This window comes from Amycolatopsis coloradensis (assembly GCF_037997115.1).
Taxonomy (GTDB): Bacteria; Actinomycetota; Actinomycetes; order Mycobacteriales; family Pseudonocardiaceae; genus Amycolatopsis; species Amycolatopsis coloradensis_A.
The window spans coordinates 5,534,939-5,556,354 of record NZ_CP150484.1 but is presented as its reverse complement, the minus strand read 5'-3'; the positions used below and the strand labels follow the sequence as shown (position 1 = coordinate 5,556,354).

The window sequence follows — 21,416 nt, the reverse complement described above, 5'->3', positions numbered from 1 at the left end:
CGCGCTGCGTATGCAATCAAACCGTTATCACTCTAACAGGGGAGGATGTTACGGGGAATGCGACGACTCACAGTTGTTTGCCGCGTGTCGCGGGCGCCTTCTTTAACTCGGCGAGGAGCCGTTGGCAATGCGCTATCAGGTGCTCACGCAGCGGCGCCGCCCGGCGGGCGAAAGCGGCCTGCGCGCGGGCGTACTCGGCCCGACCATCCGGGCTCTCGATCCGCACGGGCGAGTACCCGAACTCCGCCAGATCGTACGGGCTCGCCCGCATGTCCAGTTCCCGGATGTCCGCCGCCAGCTCGAAGCAGTCCCCGACCAGCTCGGCGGGCACGAACGGATCGAGTTTGTAGGCCCACTTGAAAAGGTCCATGTTGGCGTGCAGGCAGCCCGGCTGCTCGAACTCGGCCTGGTTCTCCCGCGCCGGCCGCAGCGTGTTACGGGGCCGGGCGGGCTCGGTGAAGAAACGGAACGCGTCGTAATGCCCGCACCGTATCTCCAGCGACTCGACCACGCCGTCGGTTCCGGCCGAACCGAGCCGGAGCGGAAGTTGTGAATGACGGACCTCGTTCGCCGATTCCCGGTAAACCATTGCCCATTCGTGAAGGCCGAAACAACTGAGTCTCGGAGAGCGGGACGCGGTCGCGGAAAGCAGTCCGAGGACGAATTCGGCGGTCTTGGCGCGGCCCTCGGTGAAGCCCGCCGGATCGAGCATGACGCCCTCCGGCGTCTCCATGTAACCCTTCCTCTCCAGGAACTGCCGGGCGGACGCGCCTTCGAGCACGATCCCGGGGCCCGGTTGCCAGCGTTCGAGATGCCCGGGCCGGTGCGAGTAGTAGGTGAAGAGGAAGTCGAGCACCGGATGCTTCTCGCCCCGCGAGCGGCGCCGCTGGTGCGGTGTCGTCCAGCGCCGCATCCGCGTGACGTGCTCGTCTTCCCGAGCCCGCCAGACGGGCTCGGGAAGGACGATCGGGCCGGTCATGACCTGACGTGGGTACCGTCGCGGACAGTTCCCACGTATTCCTCGACGAGGTCCTCCAGTGCGACGACGCCGACCGCGGCCCCGGCCGGGCTGAGCGCCCGCGCCAGGTGACTGCCTTCCTTGCGCATCGCCGACAACGCCTCATCGAGCCGGGCGTCGGCGTGCAGTTCGGTGAGCGCCCGCGTCTTGTCCGGCGGCACCACGGTGGTCGGGTCCTCGCCCACGAGGTCGAGGATGTCCTTGACGTGGATGTAGCCGGTCAGTGTCCCGTCGTCGGTGCACACCGGGAAGCGGGAGAACCCGGTCGAGGACACCGCGCGCTCGACGTCGCCCAACGTGGGCGAGCAGGGCAGCGTCGTCAGCTGAGCGGTCGGGACCAGCACGTCGGCCACCGTCTTCTCCACCGAGGACAGCGTCTTGCTCAGCCGCTGGTGTTCGGAGTGCTCCAGCAGCCCCTCGCGCCGCGACTCACTGAGCAGTTCCGCGAGCTCGTCGGAGGTGTAGGCGGTTTCGAGTTCGTCCTTCGGTTCGACCTTGAACACCCGAAGCAGGGAGTTCGCCACGAAGTTCAGCAGCCAGATGAACGGGTTGGCGAGCTTCACCCACGCCACGTGCACCGGCACCAGCCACAGTGCCAGCCGCTCCGGCTCGGCGATCGCGAGGTTCTTCGGCACCATCTCGCCGATGAGGACATGCAGGATGGTGATGAACGCCAGCGCGATCGCGAACGAGATCGGGTGCAGCAGGACCTCGGGAATCCCGAACAGCTCGAAGAAACCGGCCAGCCGGTGCGCGACGGCGGGCTCGCCGAGCCGTCCCAGCAGCAACGAGCAGATGGTGATGCCGAGCTGCGCGCCCGCCAGCATCAGCGAGACGTTCCTGCTCGCGTTGATGACGATCCTGGCGCGGGTCTTTCCCTGCTCCAGCAAGGCTTCCAGCCGGTCGCGCCGCGACGAGATGAGCGCGAACTCGGCGCCGACGAAGAACGCGTTGGCCAGCAGCAGGACCACGACGAGGAAGATGTTGAACCAGTCGCTCATCGGGCGGGCTCCTGCTCGGCGGACGTGGCGGTCTCGCTGATCCGCCGGACTTCGACCTCGGCGATGCGCAGACGGTCCATCCTGGTCACCGTGAGCCGCCAGGCGTCGAGATCGGTGGCGTCGCCGGGGGAGGGGATCCGGCCGAGGCGCTCGAGGATCAGCCCGGCGATGGTCTCGTAGTCGCCGTCGGGCATCCGGAATCCGGTCTCGTCGGTGACCTCGTCGGCGCGAAGCTGCCCGGACACGAGCCAGTTGTCGGCGCCGACCTGCTGGGAGGACGGCGCTTCCCGCTCGTCGTGTTCGTCGCGGACGTCGCCGATGATCTCCTCGACCACGTCCTCCAGGGTCACCAGTCCCGCGGTGCCGCCGTACTCGTCGACGACGATCGCGAGCTGGAACCGGGAATCACGCAGCCGGTTGAGCAGCGAGTCGCCCGGCAGGGATTCGGGCACCGTCGGGATCGGCCGCATGACCGAACCGATCCGTACCGTGGCGCGCTGGGTGGCCGGGACGGTGAACGCCTGCTTGATGTGCACCGCGCCCTGCACGTCGTCGAGATCCTCGGTGTAGACCGGGAAGCGCGAAAAGCCGGTGCGGCGCGAGATCTCGATGAGGTCGGAGATGGTGTCGTCCACGGTCAGCGATTCCAGCTGGACACGGGGCGTCATCAGCTCGTCGGCCGTCCGCTCGCCGAAGCGCAGCGATTTGTCCAGCAGCTCGGCCGTCGACGTGTCGAGCGTGCCGCTTTCCGCGCTGGACCGCACGATCGAGCCGAGTTCCTGCGGCGACCGGGCCGACCGCAGTTCTTCCTGCGGCTCGACGCCGAACTTGCGGACGAGGAAGTTGGCACTGTTGTTCATCAAGGTGATGAGCCAGCGGAACAGCGACGAGAACCGCGAGTGGTACCCCGCGACGGCGCGCGCGGTCTGCAGCGGCCGGGCGATCGCGAGGTTCTTCGGCATCATTTCGCCGAGGATCATCGACAGCGACGTGGCCAGGATCAGCGCGACCGCGAGCGACACCCCGTTCGCCACGCCTTCGGAGAACCCGACGGCGGTGAACAGCGGGTGGAGCAGGTCACCGATCACCGGCTCCGCGAGGTAACCGGTGATCAGGGTGGTGATGGTGATCGCCACCTGCGCGCCGGAGAGCTGGAACGAGAGCGTGCGGTGCGCCTTCTGCACGGTGTGTGCGCGCTTGTCGCCGACCTGGCGGACGTTCGCGTCGACCGTGCTGCGCTCGAGCGCGGTGAGGGAGAACTCGGCGGCGACGGCGAGGCCGGTGCCGACGGTCAGCAGGAGGAACAGGAGAATGCCGAGAACGGCGAGCAGGACTTCCATCATTCCCTGCCGGCGGGGTCGGCGGGAAGAGCCACGGAACAGCCGGGTGTGCCACCCGGCTCGATACTGTCACCAGGTGACTGCGCGTCGCGCACGAAAAGAGTCACTCCTCGATCGGAAACCAACAGACACCGCCGCTGTACTGCGACGATGGGACAATCTTAACGCGTTCCCCCGGCCGCGTGGGCCCGGTGCCGCCGCACGCTCTCCTCGACCAGGTCGAGCACGGGGCCGAGATCGTCACCCGGCTGGCCCATCGCGAGATGGGAGACGAGACCTTCGAGAACGAGCTCGAGGTACGCGGTCAGGACGTCGACGTCGACGTCGTCACGCAGGATCCCGGCGTCGCGCTGACGGAGCAGGCGGCGGCGGGTCGCGGCGGTCAGCTGGTGGGACCGCTCGGCCCAACGGGCGCGGAACTCGGGATCGGTGCGCAGCCGCCGGGAGACCTCCAGCCGCGTGCCGAGCCAGTCGGCGGGGTGCTCGCTGCGGTTCGTCAGCAGCTCGCGCATCACCTGGACGAGACCCTGCTCGGCGACGATGTCGGCCATGCGCACCGCGTCGTCCTCGGCCAAGGCCAGGAAGAGGGACTCCTTGTCCCGGAAATGGTGGAAGATCGCACCACGGGAAAGGCCGGTGGCTTCTTCCAGGCGCCGGACGGTGGCACCCTCGTAGCCATAGCGTGCGAAGCACACGCGTGAGCCGTCGAGGATCTGGCGCCGGCGTGCGTCGAGGTGATCCTGGCTGACCCGTGGCATTCTGGAATCCTGTCACCGGGAACCCGGTCAATGCAATCCGTACGTACGTACTGTGACCAGTTCGCGGGATGTTCCGCCGGTCGGGGAACCGGATGGCTTCGCGACACGTCGGACTACTCGGCCGGATCGGCTGACACGCCGTCCGCCGCTTGGCTACGCTTTGTCCGTCACGGTGCGTGAATGCTGAGGGGAAGGTGCGGGCGTGAACATCATCGACGACGCCGCGAGCGCGATCAAGGCCGTCTGGGGTGACCTGACCACGCCGAAGGAGCCGACCGTTTACGGCGGTGGCGGCGGCGGTGGCGGCGGATTCGAGATGAGCCCCGAGGAGCTGAAGACCGTCATCGGGCTCTGGGAAGACGAGCTGAAGAAGGTCGTAAAAGACGGCGACAAGATCGATGAGATTCTCGCCGACCTGATGCCGCCGGGCCAGGACGAGGCCAGCGCCAGCTATGTGAACTCCGGTATCGACTCCTTGCTCTCCCTGCAGAAGCAGAACGACTCGATGCGGGCGTACATCGAGGGCTACATCGAGAAGCTGGAGATCGCCCGCACGAAGACCATGGCGACCGACCAGGCCAACACCCTGCGCACGACCTGAGGATGCCGAACGTGTTGAGGAATCGCGTCGCCGCGGCGGCGCTCGTGCTCGTTTCCGTCGCGGTCGCGGGCTGCTCGGGAGAGAACCCCGGGACACCGTCGCCCAGCACCGGGACGGCTTCGTCACCGGAGTCGTCGGCCGCACCGCAGGACCCGAACGTCCCGAAGGTGGCGAATCCGCTCGACGCCTCGGCGTACGTCGGTGACGCGTGCAAACTGCTTCCGGCCGCTGCCGCCGCGGAACTGGGGTTCACGCAGCCCGGCGAACCGGGGAACGAGACCAGCAACCCCAGTTGCAGCTGGGGGATCCGCGGCAAGGCCGACAGCCTGCTGATCATCCTCGGCAGCGGAAACCGCGAAAAGGGGATGGGTGGTCTGGCCGGCCTGCACAAGGCCAAGGAAGCCGGGCAACTGAGGTTCCTCGAGCCCGGACCCGAGGTCGACGGCTATCCGACCGCTTATTACGGAATCCAGGACAGGCGAGCCGGTGGCAATTGCGACCTCGCGGTCGGCGTCGCCGACGATCTGGCGATCAGCACCCTCGCCAAGGGCTACGACAACGAACAGGATTCGTGTGGGACCGCGCAGAAACTCGCGTCGGCCGTGATCAAGACACTCAAGGGGGCATGAGGGTGGACGGCAAGCAGATCTACGAGAACTTCACTCAAGGCGACACCCGCAACCTGCGTTCGGCGGCCGATCGTATCGCCGAACTCTCGGACGCTTATGTCGAGCGCGGCATGGGCATCAAGTCCCTGCAGTCGCGGATGACGTCCTCCTGGACCGGGTCCGCCGCGGACGCGGCCAACGCCGGTGCGGGCCCGCTCGAACAGGCCTTCAAGGAGACCGCGGACCCGCTGTTCACCACGAAGGCCTCGGTCACCATGCAGGCCGACAGCTTCGACGACTCCGGGTCGTCGGTCGTGCCCGTGCCGCCCAAGCCGGACAAGCCCAACCCCTGGACCACCGGCCTGAAGGGCGCGATCCCGATCGCCGGGCCGTTCATGGTCAACAACGACATCAAGAACTACCAAGAGGGCGTCGCGAAGCACGAGGCGGCGAACCAGAACAACGTCCGCGTGATGGACCAGTACGACTCGGTCACCAGCAGCACCAGCTCCAGCCTGCCGACCGATTACGGCGTACTGAAGAACGACGGCGCGAACGTCAGCGTCAAGACCCCCGGCGGTACGCCCCCGGTCGTGATTCCGCCGTACCCCCCGGTGAAGCCCGGGAGGAACGGCAGCGGTGACGACAACGACGGCACCGACACCAGCGGCACGGACGACAACGGCACCAACCAGAACCAGAACAGGCCGGGCGGCGACCAGAACCAGAACAGGCCGGGCACCAACGAGGACCGTCCGGTGCCTCCGAGGGACAGGCCTGACGGCAACATCACGACGCCGACGCGGAAGCCGCCGGGTACCGGCGACGACGACACCACGCGTCCGACCGGCGGCGGCAAGGGCAAGCCGGGACCGACGACCGAGATCCCGGGCAGGACGCCCGGACGCGGACCGGGTGACTCGGACAACGTCATCGGCCTCCCGAACGGGCCGGGTCAGAGCTACAACCCCGGCGGTGGCCCGGGCCAGAACCCGCCCGGCGGCACCAGCGGACGCAACGTTCCCGGACCCAACAGCGCGGCGGGCAGGCTTCTCGGTGGCGAGGGCGGCGCCGGTGGCCGCGCGGGCGGTCCCGGTGGGCCGGGTTCCGGCGGTCTGGGCGCGGGCAGGGGGTCCGGCATGGGCGGGCTCGGCGGCCTGGGTGGCGGAGACCTGGCCGGTGGGCGTGGTGGTGCCGGCCGTGGTGGCGCCGGAGCGATGGGCCCGATGGGGGCAGGCGGCAGGCGTGCCGATGGTGACGAGGACGACGAGCACCAGCGTCCCGACTACCTGATCGAGGCCGACCCCGACGCGATCTTCGGCACCGACCAGCGGACCAGCCCGCCGGTCATCGGCGAGTAACGGATGACCGTCAGAACGGGCCGGGTGGACGTCCCGGTCGAAGCCTTGGCGGTGCTCGCCGAACGCGAACGCGTCGGCGACCTGCACATCACGGTGCGTCCCGAACCGCGCTGGCTGTCCAGGACGGCCCGCGCGGAGGCGGACAAGCGAGTGGAAGCGGCGTTGGCGCAAGCCGGGCTGCTGGACTCGAGTGGCCGCACGTCGGTCGACTTCCTGGACTGGCTTCCGGTGCTCACGAAACCGGCCATCGAGTACTACGGCTGGGTGAACACCGGAGGCGAGACCTACGGCGTCCTCGCCGCGTCGCTGGGACTGCAGGCGGTGCTGGCCGTTGCGTCCGGTGATTGGGTCGGGCTTCAGGAGATCGATCGGCGGCGGCTGCCGGAAACGCTGATCGAACAGTTGCCGCCCGTCCCGGCGGGCGGCGGCAGGCTTCGCACGGTCCGGGCGTACGAGCTCGAAGAGGCGGCCCGGCGCGGCCCGGACACGCATTCGCTGCCGCCGGTGATCGCGGACATCGTCAGCCTCGTGCAGCGCCCGGTCGAGGGGAGCGGCGAGCTCTACGTCGGCAAGCGGGACGAAATCGGCAGGCACGTGTCCGTCGAGGATCCGCTCCACTTCGCCGACACGGACTGGGGCCGGTACCTCAGCTACACGACCGGACACGGCAACGACGCGGTGGTCCACATCGGACCTGCCGGTCCGGCGGAGCTGGCCGACGCGCTCCGGCACGTCGCCGGGACCCTGCCAGGCTAGCCACAGGCCAAGTACATGAAGGCCCCCTTCCTCGCGCCAGACGCGAGNGTCGTAGGGGACGTTGAGCCACTTGTGCCCGTCGACCGCCCAGGAGTCGGCCTCTTCCAGCCCCGAGGGAAGGAGGCCTTCACGCGCATTCTCAGGGGATGACCAGGGCCGGGGCGGTTTCGGGAGTGGTGGCGTCCGAACGGGTGGTTTCGGCGAGCCGCAGCCCGGTGGTGCGCGGCGCGATCCGGTCGAGGTTCCACGAGCTCAGCAGCAGCGCCACCTTCGCCCGCATCTCGGTTCGCAGGCGCAGGAACGAATCGGCGGGATCGGCGCCGACCTCACCGAGCAGCAGCCACCAGGCCCACGCGGCCGCGCCCGCGTTCGCGACGAAGTCCGGGATCACCGGGATGCCACGGGCCGCCAGCCCCGCCTCGGCGTCGGGTGTGGTCGCCGCGTTGGCCGCTTCGATGACGACCTTCGCCTTGACCACGCCCTGGTTCCCGGCGCGCAGCGCGTAGGAGATGGCCGCCGGGACGAGGATGTCGGCGTCCGTCGCCACGATCTCGTCGCGCGGGAGCAGCCGGACGTCGGCGGGAAGGCGGCTGCGGTCGATCTCGCCGTAGAAGTCCCGCAGCTCCAGCAGCGCCGGGATGTCAAGGCCTTCGGGCCGGTAGAGCGTCCCGGCCGCGTCGGCGACCGCGACGACCTTCATGCCGGCTTCGTGCAGGTACCAGGCCGCGCCGCCGCCCATGGTGCCGATGCCCTGGATGGCGACCGTGGTCTTCTCGGCCGCCCATTCCCAGGCGTCGGCGACACCGAGGCAGGCCTGCGCGACGCCGTAGCCGCCGATCACGTCGCCGAGCAGGAGGCCGCCGGGGACCGGTGTGCTCAACCCGGCCTGCACGCGGCGAAGGGTGTGCGCCGGGTCGGCCGAACGGCGGATCGCCGCGTGGTACGACTGCTCGAGCCCGAGCTTCGCGAACACCTCGTCGATCAGGTGCTGGGGTACGCCGAGGTCTTCGGCGGTCACCCAGTGGTTGTCGATCCACGGCCGCAGGAACGAGCAGAACCGTTCCAGCACACCGAAAGCACGCTCGTCCTTCGGGTCGAAGTCGATGCCGCCCTTGGCCCCGCCGACCGGCAGGCCGAAGGTCGCGGTCTTGTTCGCCATCCCCCTAGCCAGGTCCTCGACCTCCGACATCGTGCAGCCCGCGCGCATCCGGGTCCCCCCGGTCGCGATGCCGGAGACCAGGCTGTGCACTACGAGGTAGCCGGTGGCACCGGTGACGGGGTCGGTCCAGATGAGCCTCATCAGCGGTTCGGCGTTCCTCGCGGCCATGCGGCCACCTCCTTCGGGATTCGGGGTCGTCCTGCGCCACTTCCGAGGGTGCGCCCTGCCGGGCACGGGCGTCCATTTACCGAATCTGAACGATGTCGTGCAGAGAAACTGGTGTAACGCGCCATCCGGCGTCCGTGACCGCACCCGATTACGTTGGGGTCATGGAGCTTTCGTTGCACCGCCTGAGGATGCTCCGCGAGCTGAGCCGACGTGGCACCGTCACGGCGGCCGCCGCTTCGCTGCATTACACCGCTTCGGCGGTGTCGCAGCAGCTGGCGCAGTTGGAGCGGGACGTGGGTGCGAAGCTGTTCGAACGCTTCGGCAGGCGGGTGCAGCTGACCGAATTGGGGCTGTTGCTGACCGAGCACGCCGAGGAGATCCTGGGGTCCGTCGAGCGGGCGACGCTGGCCTTGGAGGAGGCGCAGGAGACCGTTTCGGTACGGCTCATGGCCGGGGTGTGGGCGTCGGTCGCTTCGGGACTGCTTCCGCACGCGCTGGCCGCACTGGCGGGTGAGCATCCGGGGATCCAGGTCCGGACCCGTGAGCTCGCGCCGGAGGACACCGCCGACGCCGTCCGGGACGGCGAACTGGATCTGTCGTTCGTGATCGACTACTCCGACGCGCCGATGCCGTGGGACGCCGGTCTGGAACGCGCGGTCATCGCGGTCGAACGGCTGCACGCAGCGGTGCCGGCCGGTGCCGTCCCCGCGGGGAGCGCGTCGTTGCTCGAACTGGCCGAGCACCCGTGGATCCTCGCCAGCCCGAAGAGTCACTTCGGCCGCGCGGTGCGCACGGCGTGTCACCGCCACGGGTTCGAGCCGAAGATCAACCACGAGGTCGAGGAGCAATCGACGGCGATGGCGATGGTCCGGGCGGGGCTCGGGGTAACCCTCGTTTCGGATCTCGGGCTCGGGCTTCGGCCGCCGGGGATCGACGTCGTCGCGTTGACCACACCGTTGCTTCGGACGGTTTCGATCGCCTACCGGACTACGTCTTCACGGCGACCGGCCCTGCAGCTGGTGATCGAGGCGGTCCGCGACGCGGCCGCCGCGCTCGGGCTGGGCACGGAGCCTGCTTTGCCCTGAATCGTCCGGTCCTAAGAGGTGGTCGGAGGATCTTGCCCCGCAAGAACCGGCCTGAATTTGTCGGACTCCGCGTGTAGCGTCCGAAGTCAAGGTATCTCAGTTATCGGACAACCGACTGGACGGCGGAAAGATGACTACTGTTCATGATTTCCCCGAGAAGTCCGGGAGCGCGTCGAACGCGACGGCGAAGGTCCTCTCGGATCGCGCCGAGGGTGAGGCGTATGTGGCTTCCGTGTGCTTCAAGCACGGGCCACCGAGACTCCTCGGCGTAGAGCTGGAATTCACCGTGCACTACGCCGACGAGCCCGCCCGGCCTCTCGATCCCGACGATCTCGCCACCGCGCTCGGCCCGCACACCCCGCGGACCCTGCGCCCCGACAGCCCCGCCCTCCCGCTTCCGGCAGGTTCACCGCTGAGCCTCGAGCCCGGATGTCAGGTGGAGATCTCCGCTCAACCACAGACCACGCTGCGCCACTTGGACGCCGTCGTCTCGGCCGATCTGGCCCACCTCGAAAATCTTCTCGCCGCCCGAGGCCTGCACCTGGGGGACTCCGGGATAGACAGGTATCGCGCCCCCGCCCGCAAACTGGGCACACCGCGCTACGCCGCGATGGAACGCCGCTTCGCGCCGATGGGCGCCGGGGGCGCGACGATGATGTGCAGCACCGCCGGCCTGCAGGTCTGTGTCGACACCGGCGAGGCTGGCGACCTGGCCGACCGCTGGGCCGCCGTCCACGCGCTCGGTCCGCCCCTGCTGGCCACCTTCGCCAACTCCCGGGTCCACGCCGGACGCGACACCGGCCACGCGTCCGCGCGCTGGCTGGCCGTGATGGAAACGGAACGGGTCCGCACCCGGTCGGCGGAACCGGGCAAGGATCCGGCGGGGGAGTGGGCACGCAGGATCCTGGACACCCCGTTGATGGTCCTTCCCGGCCGTGACGGCCGCTGGGACGCGCCCGATTCCCTGACCTTCGCCGACTGGATCGACGGGAGGGGCGAGGGCGCTGGGCTCGACAGGCCCACCGAGGAAGACCTGGCCTATCACCTGACGACGTTCTTCACCCCGGTCCGTCCACAGGGGTATCTGGAGATCCGGTACCTGGACGCCCAGCCCGCCGCGAGGTGGCTGCACTCGGTCGCCCTGCTGGCCGCGCTGCTCGCGCGGCCGTCCACAGTGGACAAGGTGCTCGAACTGTGCGAACCGGTCACGGGCCGCTGGGAGCGCGCGGCCCGGTACGGCCTGGCCGACCCGGCGATCGCCGGCGTCGCGAGCAAGGTGGTGGACCTCGGCTGTGCCGAACTCGGCACCACCGGTCTGCCGCCGGAGACCATCACGGAGATCAGCGAGGGCGTGCAGTCCCTCGTGCACCGTTCGAGGAGCCACCAGTCATGAGCGTGGAAAGCACCGAGACCAACCCGCTTCGCGCGCTGAGCCCGCAAGACCTGCGGGCGCACGCGGCAGAGGCGCTCACCAGGGCCCGCGAGCGCAGCGTCGCGCTGACGGACGTGGACGACGAAGACCTGGTCCGCCAGCATTCGAAACTGATGTCGCCGCTGGTCTGGGATCTCGCGCACATCGGCAGCCAAGAAGAGCTCTGGCTGGTGCGTGACGTGGGCGGCCGTGAGGCGCTCCGGCCCGACATCGACGACATCTACGACGCGTTCCAGCACGCTCGCGTGGATCGTCCGGCGCTGCCGCTGCTGGGCCCGGAGGAAGCGCGCAAGTACGTCCGCGAAGTCAGGGAAAAATCCTTCGACATCCTGGAAAGCGTTCCGCTGCAAGGCAGGCGGCTCACCGAGGACGCCTTCGCCTTCGGCATGATCACCCAGCACGAGCAGCAGCACGACGAGACGATGCTGGCCACCCATCAGCTCCGCAAGGGCGATCCGGTGCTGCACGCGCCCGCCCCGCCGCTGTCACGGTCCGGGCCGCTGCCCGCGGAGGTGTTCGTGCCCGGCGGTGCCTTCACCATGGGTACCTCCGCCGAGCCGTGGGCACTGGACAACGAGCGTCCGGCGCACGAGGTCGCGGTGGAGGCGTTCTTCATCGACACCACGCCGGTCACCTGTGGGGCGTATGCCGAGTTCCTCGACTCCGGGGGTTACGAAGACCCGAAGTGGTGGAGTGAGCGCGGCTGGGCGTATCGCAGCGAGCACGGCATCGACGCGCCGCGGTTCTGGAAGCGGGAGCAGGACGGCTGGTGGCGGACGCGGTTCGGCGTCTACGAGAAGGTGCCCGCCGCGGAACCCGTGGTCCACGTTTCCTTCCACGAGGCCGAGGCGTACGCCGCCTGGGCAGGCCGGCGCCTGCCGACGGAACCGGAGTGGGAGAAGGCCGCCCGGTTCGACCCGGCGACCGGCCGGTCACGCCGGTTCCCCTGGGGCGACGAGGAACCCACCCCCGACCACGCCAACCTCGGGCAGCGGCACCTGCGGCCCGCGGAGGTCGGCGCGTACCCGGCGGGCGTTTCGCCCCTGGGCGTGCACCAGCTGATCGGCGACGTCTGGGAGTGGACCAGCAGCGGCTTCGAGGCGTACCCGGGATTCGCCGCGTTCCCGTACAAGGAGTACTCGGAGGTGTTCTTCGGCGGGGACTACCGGATCCTGCGCGGTGGCTCGTTCGGGACGGACGCGGCGGCCATCCGCGGCACCTTCCGCAACTGGGATCACCCGATCCGGCGACAGATCTTCTCCGGGTTCCGTTGTGCCCGGGACGCACGGCCGAGCGAGGTGGCCTGAGGGGCATGTGCCGTCACCTCGCGTATCTCGGCGAGCCGTGCTCGCCCGCCGAGACACTCTTTCACGCCCCTCATTCGCTGCTCGTGCAGTCCTACGCTCCCCGTGACATGCGGGGCGGTGGTTCGGTCAACGCGGACGGGTACGGCCTCGGCTGGTACGCCGACGGCTCCGAACCGCTGCGGCTGCGCAGGTCTGCTCCCTTGTGGACGGACGGGGATCTGCCGGCACTGGCCGGCTCGGTCCGGTCGCACGCCTTCCTGGCGGCGGTCCGGAACGGGACGACAGGGATGCCCGTGGTCGAGGCGGCGAACGCGCCGTTCACCGGCGGCCGTTACCTCTTCAGCCACAACGGGCTGGTGCGGGGCTGGCCGGACTCGATGGCCGAGCTCGCCGCGAAACTGCCGATCACCCGGCTGCTGACGCTGGAGGCGACCACGGATTCGGTACTGCTGTGGGCTTTGCTGAGTGAGCGGCTCGAGGCGGGCGAAGACCCGCTCGCGGCCGTCACGTGGCTGACCGGAGTGGTCGAGGAGGCGGGGCCGGGTTCGCGGCTCAATCTCCTGCTGACCGACGGCCGGACACTCGTCGGTACCGCGTGGACGCATTCCCTGTCCTATCGGGACATCGGAGGCGGTGTGCTCGTCGCGTCGGAACCGTGCGACGACGATCCCGGCTGGACTCCCGTTCCCGACCGCCACGCCGTCCGGGTCACCGGCGCGGGCGTGGAAATCCTTCCCCTCGAAGCCCGATCGGAGCCCTGAGGCACGATGACCGAAGTCGACCTCGACGTACACCACAGCGAATCGGATATCACCGAGCAGCTGCGCGCGGACGTCCGCGCCGGCCTGGAGGCGGATCAGAAATGGTTGTCGCCCAAATGGTTCTACGACGCTCGCGGCAGCGAACTGTTCGAGAAGATCACCGCCCTCCCCGAGTACTACCCGACCAGGAGCGAGCGGGAGGTGCTCGCCGCGCGCGGTGGCGAGATAGCCGAGAGTTCGGGCGCGCACACCCTTGTCGAACTCGGTTCCGGATCGAGTGAAAAGACGAGGCTCCTCCTCGACGCGCTCACGAGCCACGGCACGTTGAAGGAGTTCGTCCCGCTCGACGTCTCCGAAACCGCGCTCGCCGAAGCCGCGGAAGCCATCACGGCCGACTACCCGTCCCTCGAAGTCCGGGGCGTGGTCGGTGACTTCACCCGTCATCTGGACCTGTTGCCTGGCGACCGTCCGCGGCTGGTGGTCTTCCTCGGCGGCACGATCGGCAATTTCCTTCCCGCCGACCGCGCCACCTTCCTGCGCTCGGTCCGCGAGGTGCTCGACGAGGGGGAGTGGTTCCTTCTCGGGACTGACCTGGTGAAGGACCGGGAAACCCTGGAACGCGCGTATGACGACGCGGCCGGGGTCACCGCCGAGTTCAATCGCAACATGCTCCGCGTGATCAACAACGGTCTGGGCGCGAACTTCGACCCGGCCGCCTTCGACCACGTCTCGCATTGGGACGAGGAGAACGAATGGATCGAAATGCGTCTGCGCGCCCGTGAACCGCAGACCGTCGACATCCCGGGCGCCGACCTGCAGGTGAAGTTCGCCGAGGGCGAATACGTGCGCACCGAGATCTCCGCGAAGTTCCGGCGGGAGGGAATCGCCGCGGAACTGGCCGCCGCCGGTTTCTCGGTGGAGAAATGGTGGACGGACTCGGAATCGCGGTTCGGGGTGAGCCTGGCAAGATCTGTCCGTGGCTAACCCTCTCACGTCGCTCGCCCGCGCGCTCGGCACGAAACCGTGGCTGATGGGGCTCGCGGGCGGGATCATCTGGGTGGACAAGAGACTCCACCGGCTGTTCAAGGGGAAGGTGAGTCTGGTCGCGCTGGCCGGGCTCCCTTCCCTGCGGCTGACCACGACCGGCCGCAAGAGCGGCCTGCCCCGCAGTACCAATCTCCTGTACTTCCCGCGCGCTGAGGACTTCGTGCTCGTCGGCTCCAATTGGGGGAGGCCGAACGATCCCGCGTGGACACACAACCTGAGGTCGAATCCCGACGCGGTCGTCGCGCTGGCGGGCAAGGAGATCCCGGTCAGGGCCAGGGAACTGCGCGGAGACGAGTACGAAGCGATGTGGAAACTGCTGCTGGAATTCTGGCCCGGTTACTCCATGGAGGAGCAAGCCGCTCGCCGTGTGTTACCGATTTTCGAGTTGAAGACAACCACTCGATAGGTTCGTACCATCCTTTCGGCCGGTGACTGGGTTACCGGCTTGTGCGAGGCTCGCTTGGTGTTACGCGCCGTGACGTCGACGGCGCGCCGAGCGACGTGGCCCATCACGTCGCCAGCCGAGGGAGGAGTCGTTTTGCCGAGATCCACAAGGAGGCCGGTGCGCGGTTTCGCACTGGTAGGGGCACTCGTGGCCGGCGCCGCGCTGACCGGGGCGTCCGGGACGGCGGTCGCCGCCCAGGAGGCCGGGACGCCCGCCGCCCGGATCGGCGCGACGGCGCCGGTGAACTGGGGTGCCTGCACGGCGGACCAGATCCGCGGTGTTCCCGCCGACCAGGCCGAGTTCTACAGCTGTGCGCGGTATCGCGTGCCGATCGACCACGACAACGCGGCGCTCGGCACCATCGACATCGCGATGCTGAAGCGGGCGGCGAAGACGCCCGACAAGAAGGTCGGTTCGCTGTTCCTCAACCCGGGCGGTCCCGGCGGTTCCGGTTTCCGGATGCCGATCGGCGCGGCGAACTACTTCCAGCCGCAGGTGCTGGACCGGTTCGACCTGATCGGGTTCGATCCGCGCGGGGTCGGGGCCAGCAACCCGCTCAAGTGCTTCACCACGCAGGAAGACGCGGACGACGTCTTCTCCGCGCAGATCCCCGTGCCGCTGACCCGGCAGGAGATCTCCGGGACGCTGGCCTCGTACCGCGACTACGGCCAGTTCTGCAAGAACAACGCGGGCGCGCTGCTGAACCACATGTCCACCAAGGACGTCGTGCGTGACCTCGACAAGATGCGGGCGGCCGTCGGCGACCAGAAGCTGACCTTCGTCGGCTTCTCGTACGGGACCCTGATCGGGTCGACGTACACGTCGATGTTCCCGAAGCAGAGCCGGGCGATCGTCATCGACGGCAACGTCGACCCGGCGCTGCGCACCAGCGACGGTGTGCAGTACGACCGCGAGCGCGCTCGCGGGTTCGAGACCGCGCTGGACGCCTTCCTGCGCAAGTGCGCGCAGGTCGGGCCGAAGTGCTCCTTCAGCCCAGGCACGCCGCGGGAGAAGTTCGACGAGATCCGCGACCAGCTGCGCCGGCAGCCGATCAAGCTGCCGGACGGGAGTAGCTACGACATCAACGCCTTCACCAGCACGGTGGCCGGGGTGCTGTACTCGCCGACGTCGTTCCCGCCGCTGGCCGACGACCTGCAGGCGCTGTACAACATCGTCCACCCGCCCGCGGCGCAGACGCAGACGGCACAGGCCGTCGAGCTGAAGGTGCTGCGGTCGGGGGCGAACGGGCGCGCGGACGTGAGCCCGGACAGCCCGTACACCGGTGACGACTCGTACTTCGCCGTGAACTGCTCGGACAAGAAGATCACGATCAAGCAGGAGAAGGTCCCCGAGATCGCCGCGAAGTGGGAGAAGGAATCGCCCACTTTCGGCCGCTACCAGGCGTTCTCGGACGTGGCGGCGTGCCCGGTGTGGCCGGCGAAGAAGCCTGACGTCTATCGCGGCCCGTGGCAGGCCAAGACCGACACCCCGGTGCTGGTCATCGGCAACTACTACGACCCGGCGACCCAGTACCTGTTCTCGAAGCGGATGGCCGACCAGCTGGGCAACGCCCGGTTGCTCTCGGTCGACGCCTTCGGGCACTGCATCCTTGGCGACTCGCTCGGGGTGGACAAGGTGACGGCCGACTACCTGATCGATCTGAAGGTCCCGGCCAACGGCCAGGTGTTCCAGCCGAACGTCCAGCCGTTCGAAACCACTGCCTGATCCTGGGCGAACGACCACAAAGGCCACCGTCTCGGCGGTGGCCTTCGTGGCGTCCGGGGACCGGTCCCCAACGCCCGGCCCTAGGGTTCCGGACGGGGAGGGCCGGATAGGCCGGACGACTGCTCGTCCAGGCCATCCGGGTGGGTAACCAGGGCACCGGCTTCGGCGTGGTCGCGGCCGCCGGTGCGCCTGGCTCACCCACCGGCCGACGAGGCTGAGGCATGCTGGACGGATGGATCCGGTCCGAATCGCCCGCCAGGTGGTCGAGGGTCGCTTTCCCGGCGCGAGGGCCGCGATTCTGGGCGGAAGCGCGATCACCGGATGGCGTACCGCGAGTTCGGATCTCGACATCGTCGTGATCCTCGACGGCCCACCCGCGCCGTACCGCGAAACGACCGAACACGACGGCGTGCCGGTGGAACTTTTCTGCCATACCACTGAGTCGTACGAGCGGTTCGCCGGTCAGGAGACGGCGAACCGCCGCTCGCCTCTCCTGCACATGTGCGCTGAGGGTGTCGTTCTCCTCGATCGCGACGGCTTCGGGTGTCGGACCCGGGCGGAAGCCCGGGCGCGACTGCGCGCCGGGCCTCCGCCGTTGTCCGCGGCCGAACTGGAGGAGCATCGTTATCTGCTCACCGACCTTCTGGACGATCTTGACGGGGCCGACGAACTGATCTTCATCGCCGATCGGCTGTTGACCGCTGTGGCCGAGCTGATCCTCCTGGCCGGGGGACGATGGCGATCCCACGGCAAATGGCTCCTGCGACGGCTTCGAGAGGCCGATCCGGAGACCTGCCGGGAACTCCTGCTCGGCTACCGGCAGGTCGTATGCAGTGGGGATCGGGCTCTGATGCGGCGGGTCGCCGCCGCGGTCCTCGACGGTGCGGGAGGCCGTCTTCTGGTGGGTTACCGGCGAGACGCGCCTTCCGGCTTCAGACGTTGACGCTCGCGTAGGCGTCGAGACCGTAGTTCGCCGCGTACGCGTTCTCGACCCCGACCAGGAGGTCGACGACCTCGAAGTACCGGTCCCAGAAGGGCGTCTCACGCAGCGCCTCGATGAGCGACTGGTACGAGTGATGGTCCTCCGCCTCCCATACCCACACGTCGGTCACGCGCGCGGAGTAGAACTCCGTGTCGAAGAACCGGGACCGGACACCTTTCACCTTGCTCTCGATCACCGGGAGGATTTCGGTCTTGAAGGACTCCACCCGTTGCTCGACGGTGAGGCCGAGCCATTCCGGTGTGGTCTTCACCAGCATGAACGCGGTCACTTCGGACATGGTGTTTCCTTTCGGTCACCGGTTTCGATGTCCTGGGTCATGGGCTCCGTACGGGGTTCACTTGAGGAGTTCTCGGGAACGCGCCCAGTCGTGCTTGTTCGCCAGAGGCCGTCGAGATCGTCCAGGTCGTCGCCGCGGATCCGGGACGGCCGAGCCGATCCAGCCGGTCGCCCCGGTGACGGATACCTGCATGGAAGCTCCTTCTACTGGGGGTTACGGGAAAGCCTTGATTGCAGGACGACGAGCGCCCCGAGGACGAGCACGCTGACGCCGATCACCCGGAGGGCCGTGCTCGCGCCGGTGACGAACGCGGAGATCACTTCGGGAGAGCGGCCGGGGACGGTTGCCAGCGCCTGCGCCACGGTGTGCGGATCGCGGTCCGCGCGGACATCGGACGGCAGCGCGGCGACGAACCGTCCGGTGAGGATGGTGCCGATGACCGCGACACCGAGCGCGCTGCCGAATTCCCGGGTGGTGGCCTGCAGCCCGGCACCGACACCGGCCTGGGCGGGAGGCAGCGAACCGGAGATCGCGGCGGAAAGCGTCGGAAGGGCCAGCGTGACACCGATCCCGGTCACCACGAGCCAGGCCGCGTAGACCGGGTACGGAGTCGAAGAGTCACTTGTGGACAGGCCGACGAGGCCGCAGCCGCAGAAGACGAAGGCGATGGCGACAGTGGCGTCGACGCCGGCGCGCCGGACGAGTTTGCCGACGTGCCGCGCGCCGAGGATGACCGGGACGGTCAGCGGGATGATCCCGAGCCCGGTCAGCAGCACACTGAATCCCTTGCCGTACTGGAGGAAGGACGCGTTGACGTAGAACAGCGCGAACATCCCGAAGAAGATCGCGGTCATGCCGAGGCAGGCACTGCGCAGCGCGGGCACGCGGAACAACCGGGGATCGAGCAGGGGGTGCTCGGCCTTCAGTTCCACGAACGTCCACAGGGCGAAGAGCGCGACCGCACCGGCGAACCCGGACAGAACGATCGGGCTACCCCAACCCGCTTCAGGTCCCTCGACAATGCCGAGCAGTAACGCGACCGACGCGCCGACGAGCAGGACGGCGCCGAGCGGACTGAGCGGCCGGTCGTGCCGCGGGGACACCGGCGCGATCCGGGCGGCCAGCGCGAGGAGCACCAGGGAGAGCGGGACGGCGGCCGCGAACAGCCATCGCCACGATCCTCCTGTCAGCACCGCTCCGCCACCGACGTTCCCCAGGACACCGCCGATCCCGGTCATCGAGGCCCAGGTCGCGATGGTCACGCCCTTGCGTTCGGCGGGGACGGCGTGCAGCAGGACGGCGAGGGTGTTGGGCAGCACCGCGGCGGCCCCGATCCCCGTGATCGCCCGGCCCGCCAGCAGGAAAGGCACGGTGGGCGCGAGCGCGGACAGCAGCGCACCGAGGGCGAACAGCGCCAGGCCGGCGAGCAGGACACCCTTGCGGCCGAAGCGGTCGCCCGCCGCTCCGCCGGGGATCACGAGACAGGCGAAGAAGATGACGTAGGTGTCGACGATCCAGATCAGTGCCGACGCGGACGGGTGAAGCTCGCTCGCGGCCAGCATCGGGACGGCGAGGTTGATCGCGGCGACCATCCCGACCACGAGCACGACACAGGCGCACATGGCGGTCAGCAGGCCGCGCGGGTCCGTTGCGACTTCGGGAGCGTCGCGGACTTGAAGTCGGAGTGGCATGTCCACGACGCTAGGGGCCAGCGCATTCTTCGTGCCACGCAACTTTCACAACCCAGAGTTGCGTACGATGCAACAATGGCCGATCAGCTGGACCTCAACCTCTTGCGCGTGTTCGACGCGTTGCTGCGAGAGGGCAGCGTGACGGCGGCGGCCGAACGGCTGCACCTGTCGATCCCCGCGGCCAGCCGGGCGCTGGGCCGGTTGCGGCGGGCGATGGGCGACCCGATCCTGGTGCGCGCCGGCCGCGGGATGGTGCCGACGCCGTTCGCGCTCCGGACGGCCCCGCGGGTGCGGTCCCTGCTCGACGAGGCGTCGGCCCTGATCAGCGCCGACCGCGAGCTGGCGATCGGCGACCTCGAACGGACCTTCACCATCCGCATCAACGACGGTGTCGCCGCCACACTGGTGACAGCCGCCGCCGAGGCGACCGCCGCGGTCGCGCCTGGCGTCGTCCTGCGTTTCGTCGCCGAAGGCAGCGAAAGCACCGAGGCCCTGCGGGACGGTTCGGTGGACCTGGACATCGGCGCGGGCGACATCGCCGCGCCCGACATCCGTTCGACGCTGCTGTACCGCGAACGAGTGGTCGCGATCGTCAGGGCGGACGGCCCGCTCGGCGGCGTGCGCCGCCCGACGTTGAGACAGCTTTGCCGGTATCCGCACGTTTCCGCCTCACGGCGCGGGCGAGGCAGGGGACCGCTCGACGACGTGCTCGAGGCGGCCGGTCTCCAGCGCCGGGTCGCGGCGGTCGTCCCCACCTCCGCCGTCGCCGCGTTCCTGGTCGCGTCGAGCGACTACATCGGGCTAGCGCCCCAGCGGCTCGCCGAGCAGTACGGCCGGTCGCTCGGAATCCGCTGGTTCCCGGTCCCCGCGGAACTTCCGCCCATCGAGGTCTGCCAGCTCTGGCACGCGCGACTCGACGCCGACCCCGCCCAGCGCTGGCTGCGTGACACGATCCACGCCGCGCTCGGCTCGTCCGGTGGTACAGTCCCGAAGGTTGATCAACACCGATCGAGTACGGAAGCGAGGTGAGCGGCACATGCCGGAAGACAGTTCTGGACCGACCGGACATGGTCGCCGTTCACCCGTGTGCGCGGTGCGCTGACCTTCACCGGTCTCCTTTCCCTGTCTGGCTTTGTGTACGCACGCCAGAAAAGAGCCGGAATCATGAACACCTTCGAAATGCTGCTCAGGGTCGGCACCGGCGTCGGCCTCGGCGCCGTCATCGGCATCGAGCGCCAGTACCGCGCCCGGATGGCCGGACTCCGCACCAACGCCCTCGTCGCCGTCGGCGCGACGCTCTTCGTTCTGTTGTCCGCCCACGGTTTCGGCGGGCTGAACACCAGCGGCGACGCCGACCCGACGCGCGTCGCGGCCCAGATCGTCTCTGGTATCGGTTTCCTCGGCGCCGGGGTGATCCTGCGGGACGGGCTGAACGTGCGCGGGCTCAACACGGCGGCCACGCTGTGGTGCTCGGCGGCCGTCGGATCCCTTGCGGGAGCGGGACTTTACGTCGTCGCGCTCGCCGGGACCGTGGTGATCGTCGGGGTCAACGTGCTGTTGCGCCCGCTCGGCCGCGTCGTCGACCGCCGCCCGGAGCACCGGGAAGACGACCTCGTGAGTGGTAGGGACGGTTCTATTGAGGGGTAAGTCAAAGGTGGCGTGACCGAGCCTCTGCGGTGAAGGACCACTTCGGTGGGTCAAGGCAGAGAAGTGGCCTTCGCGGCGTGGTTCCGGACTGGCCGACAGGAATCAGTTGCGCTCTTCAGTGTCCACAAAGGTCGCCTTCCAGCGACGAAATGCGCGCTTCAAGGTCATATGCCCGGTTTGGCGAGGGGGTCGTGAGTGGCAAAGAGGGTTAGAAGATCGGAAGAGC

The 21,416-nt window shown here is 68.8% G+C and carries 21 protein-coding genes; 14 read left to right on the top strand and 7 right to left on the bottom strand.

The features are described 5' to 3' along the window. Window positions 1-67: 67 nt before the first annotated feature. The 4 genes from LCL61_RS26065 to LCL61_RS26050 all read right to left on the bottom strand — a co-directional run bounded on the left by LCL61_RS26065 (window position 68) and on the right by LCL61_RS26050 (window position 4,117). Window positions 68-979 carry a 3-methyladenine DNA glycosylase gene (locus LCL61_RS26065; RefSeq protein ID WP_340682150.1) on the bottom strand — a complete coding sequence of 304 codons (912 nt, stop codon included), beginning with the start codon at window positions 977-979 and terminating at the stop codon, window positions 68-70. Next, window positions 976-2,019, bottom strand: a complete 1,044-nt coding sequence (locus LCL61_RS26060) for a hemolysin family protein (protein WP_340682149.1) — start codon at window positions 2,017-2,019, stop codon at window positions 976-978. Before LCL61_RS26060 ends, LCL61_RS26065 begins: the two co-directional genes overlap by 4 nt. After that, complete coding sequence (locus LCL61_RS26055) at window positions 2,016-3,362, bottom strand: hemolysin family protein (RefSeq protein ID WP_340682148.1); 1,347 nt, start codon at window positions 3,360-3,362, stop codon at window positions 2,016-2,018. Before LCL61_RS26055 ends, LCL61_RS26060 begins: the two co-directional genes overlap by 4 nt. 158 nt (window positions 3,363-3,520) lie before the next feature. Then, complete coding sequence (locus LCL61_RS26050) at window positions 3,521-4,117, bottom strand: TetR/AcrR family transcriptional regulator (protein WP_125678272.1); 597 nt, start codon at window positions 4,115-4,117, stop codon at window positions 3,521-3,523. A 202-nt stretch (window positions 4,118-4,319) separates the two neighbouring features. Between LCL61_RS26050 and LCL61_RS26045 the strand changes: the two genes are divergently transcribed. The 4 genes from LCL61_RS26045 to LCL61_RS26030 are packed head-to-tail and all read left to right on the top strand — an operon-like array spanning window position 4,320 to window position 7,443. Then, window positions 4,320-4,718, top strand: a complete 399-nt coding sequence (locus LCL61_RS26045; RefSeq protein WP_340682147.1) for a hypothetical protein — start codon at window positions 4,320-4,322, stop codon at window positions 4,716-4,718. A 2-nt stretch (window positions 4,719-4,720) separates the two neighbouring features. Beyond that, window positions 4,721-5,347 (top strand): DUF3558 domain-containing protein, encoded by a 627-nt coding sequence (locus LCL61_RS26040; protein ID WP_340682146.1) that lies wholly within the window; start codon window positions 4,721-4,723, stop codon window positions 5,345-5,347. Beyond that, the gene (locus tag LCL61_RS26035) at window positions 5,344-6,687 is read left to right on the top strand and encodes a hypothetical protein (protein ID WP_340682145.1); all 1,344 of its coding nucleotides are present in this window, start codon (window positions 5,344-5,346) and stop codon (window positions 6,685-6,687) included. The genes LCL61_RS26040 and LCL61_RS26035 overlap by 4 nt, the downstream gene beginning before the upstream one ends. A gap of 24 nt (window positions 6,688-6,711) precedes the next feature. Next, window positions 6,712-7,443, top strand: a complete 732-nt coding sequence (locus LCL61_RS26030) for an ESX secretion-associated protein EspG (protein WP_340688681.1) — start codon at window positions 6,712-6,714, stop codon at window positions 7,441-7,443. Between the two features lie 139 nt (window positions 7,444-7,582). Here the strand turns inward: LCL61_RS26030 and LCL61_RS26025 are convergent, their stop codons facing one another. After that, window positions 7,583-8,770 carry a Glu/Leu/Phe/Val family dehydrogenase gene (locus LCL61_RS26025; protein ID WP_340682144.1) on the bottom strand — a complete coding sequence of 396 codons (1,188 nt, stop codon included), beginning with the start codon at window positions 8,768-8,770 and terminating at the stop codon, window positions 7,583-7,585. A gap of 161 nt (window positions 8,771-8,931) precedes the next feature. Here LCL61_RS26025 and LCL61_RS26020 point away from each other — a divergent pair, with 161 nt between their 5' ends. The 8 genes from LCL61_RS26020 to LCL61_RS25985 all read left to right on the top strand — a co-directional run bounded on the left by LCL61_RS26020 (window position 8,932) and on the right by LCL61_RS25985 (window position 17,515). Further along, on the top strand, window positions 8,932-9,855 hold the full coding sequence (locus tag LCL61_RS26020) for a LysR family transcriptional regulator (protein WP_340682143.1): 924 nt from the start codon (window positions 8,932-8,934) through the stop codon (window positions 9,853-9,855). A 130-nt stretch (window positions 9,856-9,985) separates the two neighbouring features. Further along, on the top strand, window positions 9,986-11,248 hold the full coding sequence (locus LCL61_RS26015; RefSeq protein ID WP_340682142.1) for a glutamate-cysteine ligase family protein: 1,263 nt from the start codon (window positions 9,986-9,988) through the stop codon (window positions 11,246-11,248). After that, on the top strand, window positions 11,245-12,594 hold the full coding sequence (egtB, locus tag LCL61_RS26010; RefSeq protein ID WP_340682141.1) for an ergothioneine biosynthesis protein EgtB: 1,350 nt from the start codon (window positions 11,245-11,247) through the stop codon (window positions 12,592-12,594). Before LCL61_RS26015 ends, egtB begins: the two co-directional genes overlap by 4 nt. Before the next feature lie 5 nt (window positions 12,595-12,599). Then, window positions 12,600-13,355 carry an ergothioneine biosynthesis protein EgtC gene (egtC, locus tag LCL61_RS26005; protein WP_340682140.1) on the top strand — a complete coding sequence of 252 codons (756 nt, stop codon included), beginning with the start codon at window positions 12,600-12,602 and terminating at the stop codon, window positions 13,353-13,355. Window positions 13,356-13,361: 6 nt separating this feature from the next. Beyond that, the gene (egtD, locus tag LCL61_RS26000) at window positions 13,362-14,339 is read left to right on the top strand and encodes an L-histidine N(alpha)-methyltransferase (protein ID WP_340682139.1); all 978 of its coding nucleotides are present in this window, start codon (window positions 13,362-13,364) and stop codon (window positions 14,337-14,339) included. A 46-nt stretch (window positions 14,340-14,385) separates the two neighbouring features. After that, window positions 14,386-14,808, top strand: coding sequence for a nitroreductase family deazaflavin-dependent oxidoreductase (locus LCL61_RS25995; protein ID WP_425342065.1), 423 nt, complete (start codon window positions 14,386-14,388; stop codon window positions 14,806-14,808). Between the two features lie 156 nt (window positions 14,809-14,964). Continuing rightward, window positions 14,965-16,572, top strand: coding sequence for an alpha/beta hydrolase (locus LCL61_RS25990; protein WP_340682137.1), 1,608 nt, complete (start codon window positions 14,965-14,967; stop codon window positions 16,570-16,572). A gap of 232 nt (window positions 16,573-16,804) precedes the next feature. Further along, on the top strand, window positions 16,805-17,515 hold the full coding sequence (locus LCL61_RS25985) for a nucleotidyltransferase domain-containing protein (RefSeq protein WP_340682136.1): 711 nt from the start codon (window positions 16,805-16,807) through the stop codon (window positions 17,513-17,515). Here LCL61_RS25985 and LCL61_RS25980 read toward each other — a convergent pair. Together LCL61_RS25980 and LCL61_RS25975 are read right to left on the bottom strand one after the other, a co-directional pair. Then, entirely contained in the window at window positions 17,505-17,852 is a 348-nt protein-coding gene (locus LCL61_RS25980; protein WP_340682135.1) for a darcynin family protein, read from the bottom strand. The two genes, LCL61_RS25985 and LCL61_RS25980, sit on opposite strands and share 11 nt — an antisense overlap. 203 nt (window positions 17,853-18,055) lie before the next feature. Then, window positions 18,056-19,474 carry an MFS transporter gene (locus LCL61_RS25975; protein WP_340688680.1) on the bottom strand — a complete coding sequence of 473 codons (1,419 nt, stop codon included), beginning with the start codon at window positions 19,472-19,474 and terminating at the stop codon, window positions 18,056-18,058. A gap of 144 nt (window positions 19,475-19,618) precedes the next feature. Between LCL61_RS25975 and LCL61_RS25970 the strand changes: the two genes are divergently transcribed. Beyond that, on the top strand, window positions 19,619-20,572 hold the full coding sequence (locus LCL61_RS25970) for a LysR family transcriptional regulator (RefSeq protein ID WP_340682134.1): 954 nt from the start codon (window positions 19,619-19,621) through the stop codon (window positions 20,570-20,572). A gap of 135 nt (window positions 20,573-20,707) precedes the next feature. Further along, entirely contained in the window at window positions 20,708-21,190 is a 483-nt protein-coding gene (locus tag LCL61_RS25965; protein ID WP_425341934.1) for an MgtC/SapB family protein, read from the top strand. The last annotated feature ends 226 nt before the right edge of the window (window positions 21,191-21,416 follow it).

Excerpts from the sequence above, each read along its gene's own strand:
- LCL61_RS26065 (WP_340682150.1), bottom strand. The coding sequence starts at position 979 with ATGACCGGCCCGATCGTCCTTCCCGAGCCCGTCTGGCGGGCTCGGGAA.
- LCL61_RS26060 (WP_340682149.1), bottom strand. The coding sequence starts at position 2,019 with ATGAGCGACTGGTTCAACATCTTCCTCGTCGTGGTCCTGCTGCTGGCC.
- LCL61_RS26055 (WP_340682148.1), bottom strand. The coding sequence starts at position 3,362 with ATGATGGAAGTCCTGCTCGCCGTTCTCGGCATTCTCCTGTTCCTCCTG.
- LCL61_RS26050 (WP_125678272.1), bottom strand. The coding sequence starts at position 4,117 with ATGCCACGGGTCAGCCAGGATCACCTCGACGCACGCCGGCGCCAGATC.
- LCL61_RS26040 (WP_340682146.1), top strand. The coding sequence starts at position 4,721 with ATGCCGAACGTGTTGAGGAATCGCGTCGCCGCGGCGGCGCTCGTGCTC.
- LCL61_RS26035 (WP_340682145.1), top strand. The coding sequence starts at position 5,344 with ATGAGGGTGGACGGCAAGCAGATCTACGAGAACTTCACTCAAGGCGAC.
- LCL61_RS26025 (WP_340682144.1), bottom strand. The coding sequence starts at position 8,770 with ATGGCCGCGAGGAACGCCGAACCGCTGATGAGGCTCATCTGGACCGAC.
- LCL61_RS26020 (WP_340682143.1), top strand. The coding sequence starts at position 8,932 with ATGGAGCTTTCGTTGCACCGCCTGAGGATGCTCCGCGAGCTGAGCCGA.
- LCL61_RS26015 (WP_340682142.1), top strand. The coding sequence starts at position 9,986 with ATGACTACTGTTCATGATTTCCCCGAGAAGTCCGGGAGCGCGTCGAAC.
- egtB (WP_340682141.1), top strand. The coding sequence starts at position 11,245 with ATGAGCGTGGAAAGCACCGAGACCAACCCGCTTCGCGCGCTGAGCCCG.
- egtC (WP_340682140.1), top strand. The coding sequence starts at position 12,600 with ATGTGCCGTCACCTCGCGTATCTCGGCGAGCCGTGCTCGCCCGCCGAG.
- egtD (WP_340682139.1), top strand. The coding sequence starts at position 13,362 with ATGACCGAAGTCGACCTCGACGTACACCACAGCGAATCGGATATCACC.
- LCL61_RS25995 (WP_425342065.1), top strand. The coding sequence starts at position 14,386 with ATGGGGCTCGCGGGCGGGATCATCTGGGTGGACAAGAGACTCCACCGG.
- LCL61_RS25985 (WP_340682136.1), top strand. The coding sequence starts at position 16,805 with ATGGATCCGGTCCGAATCGCCCGCCAGGTGGTCGAGGGTCGCTTTCCC.
- LCL61_RS25980 (WP_340682135.1), bottom strand. The coding sequence starts at position 17,852 with ATGTCCGAAGTGACCGCGTTCATGCTGGTGAAGACCACACCGGAATGG.
- LCL61_RS25975 (WP_340688680.1), bottom strand. The coding sequence starts at position 19,474 with ATGTGCGCCTGTGTCGTGCTCGTGGTCGGGATGGTCGCCGCGATCAAC.
- LCL61_RS25970 (WP_340682134.1), top strand. The coding sequence starts at position 19,619 with ATGGCCGATCAGCTGGACCTCAACCTCTTGCGCGTGTTCGACGCGTTG.
- LCL61_RS25965 (WP_425341934.1), top strand. The coding sequence starts at position 20,708 with ATGAACACCTTCGAAATGCTGCTCAGGGTCGGCACCGGCGTCGGCCTC.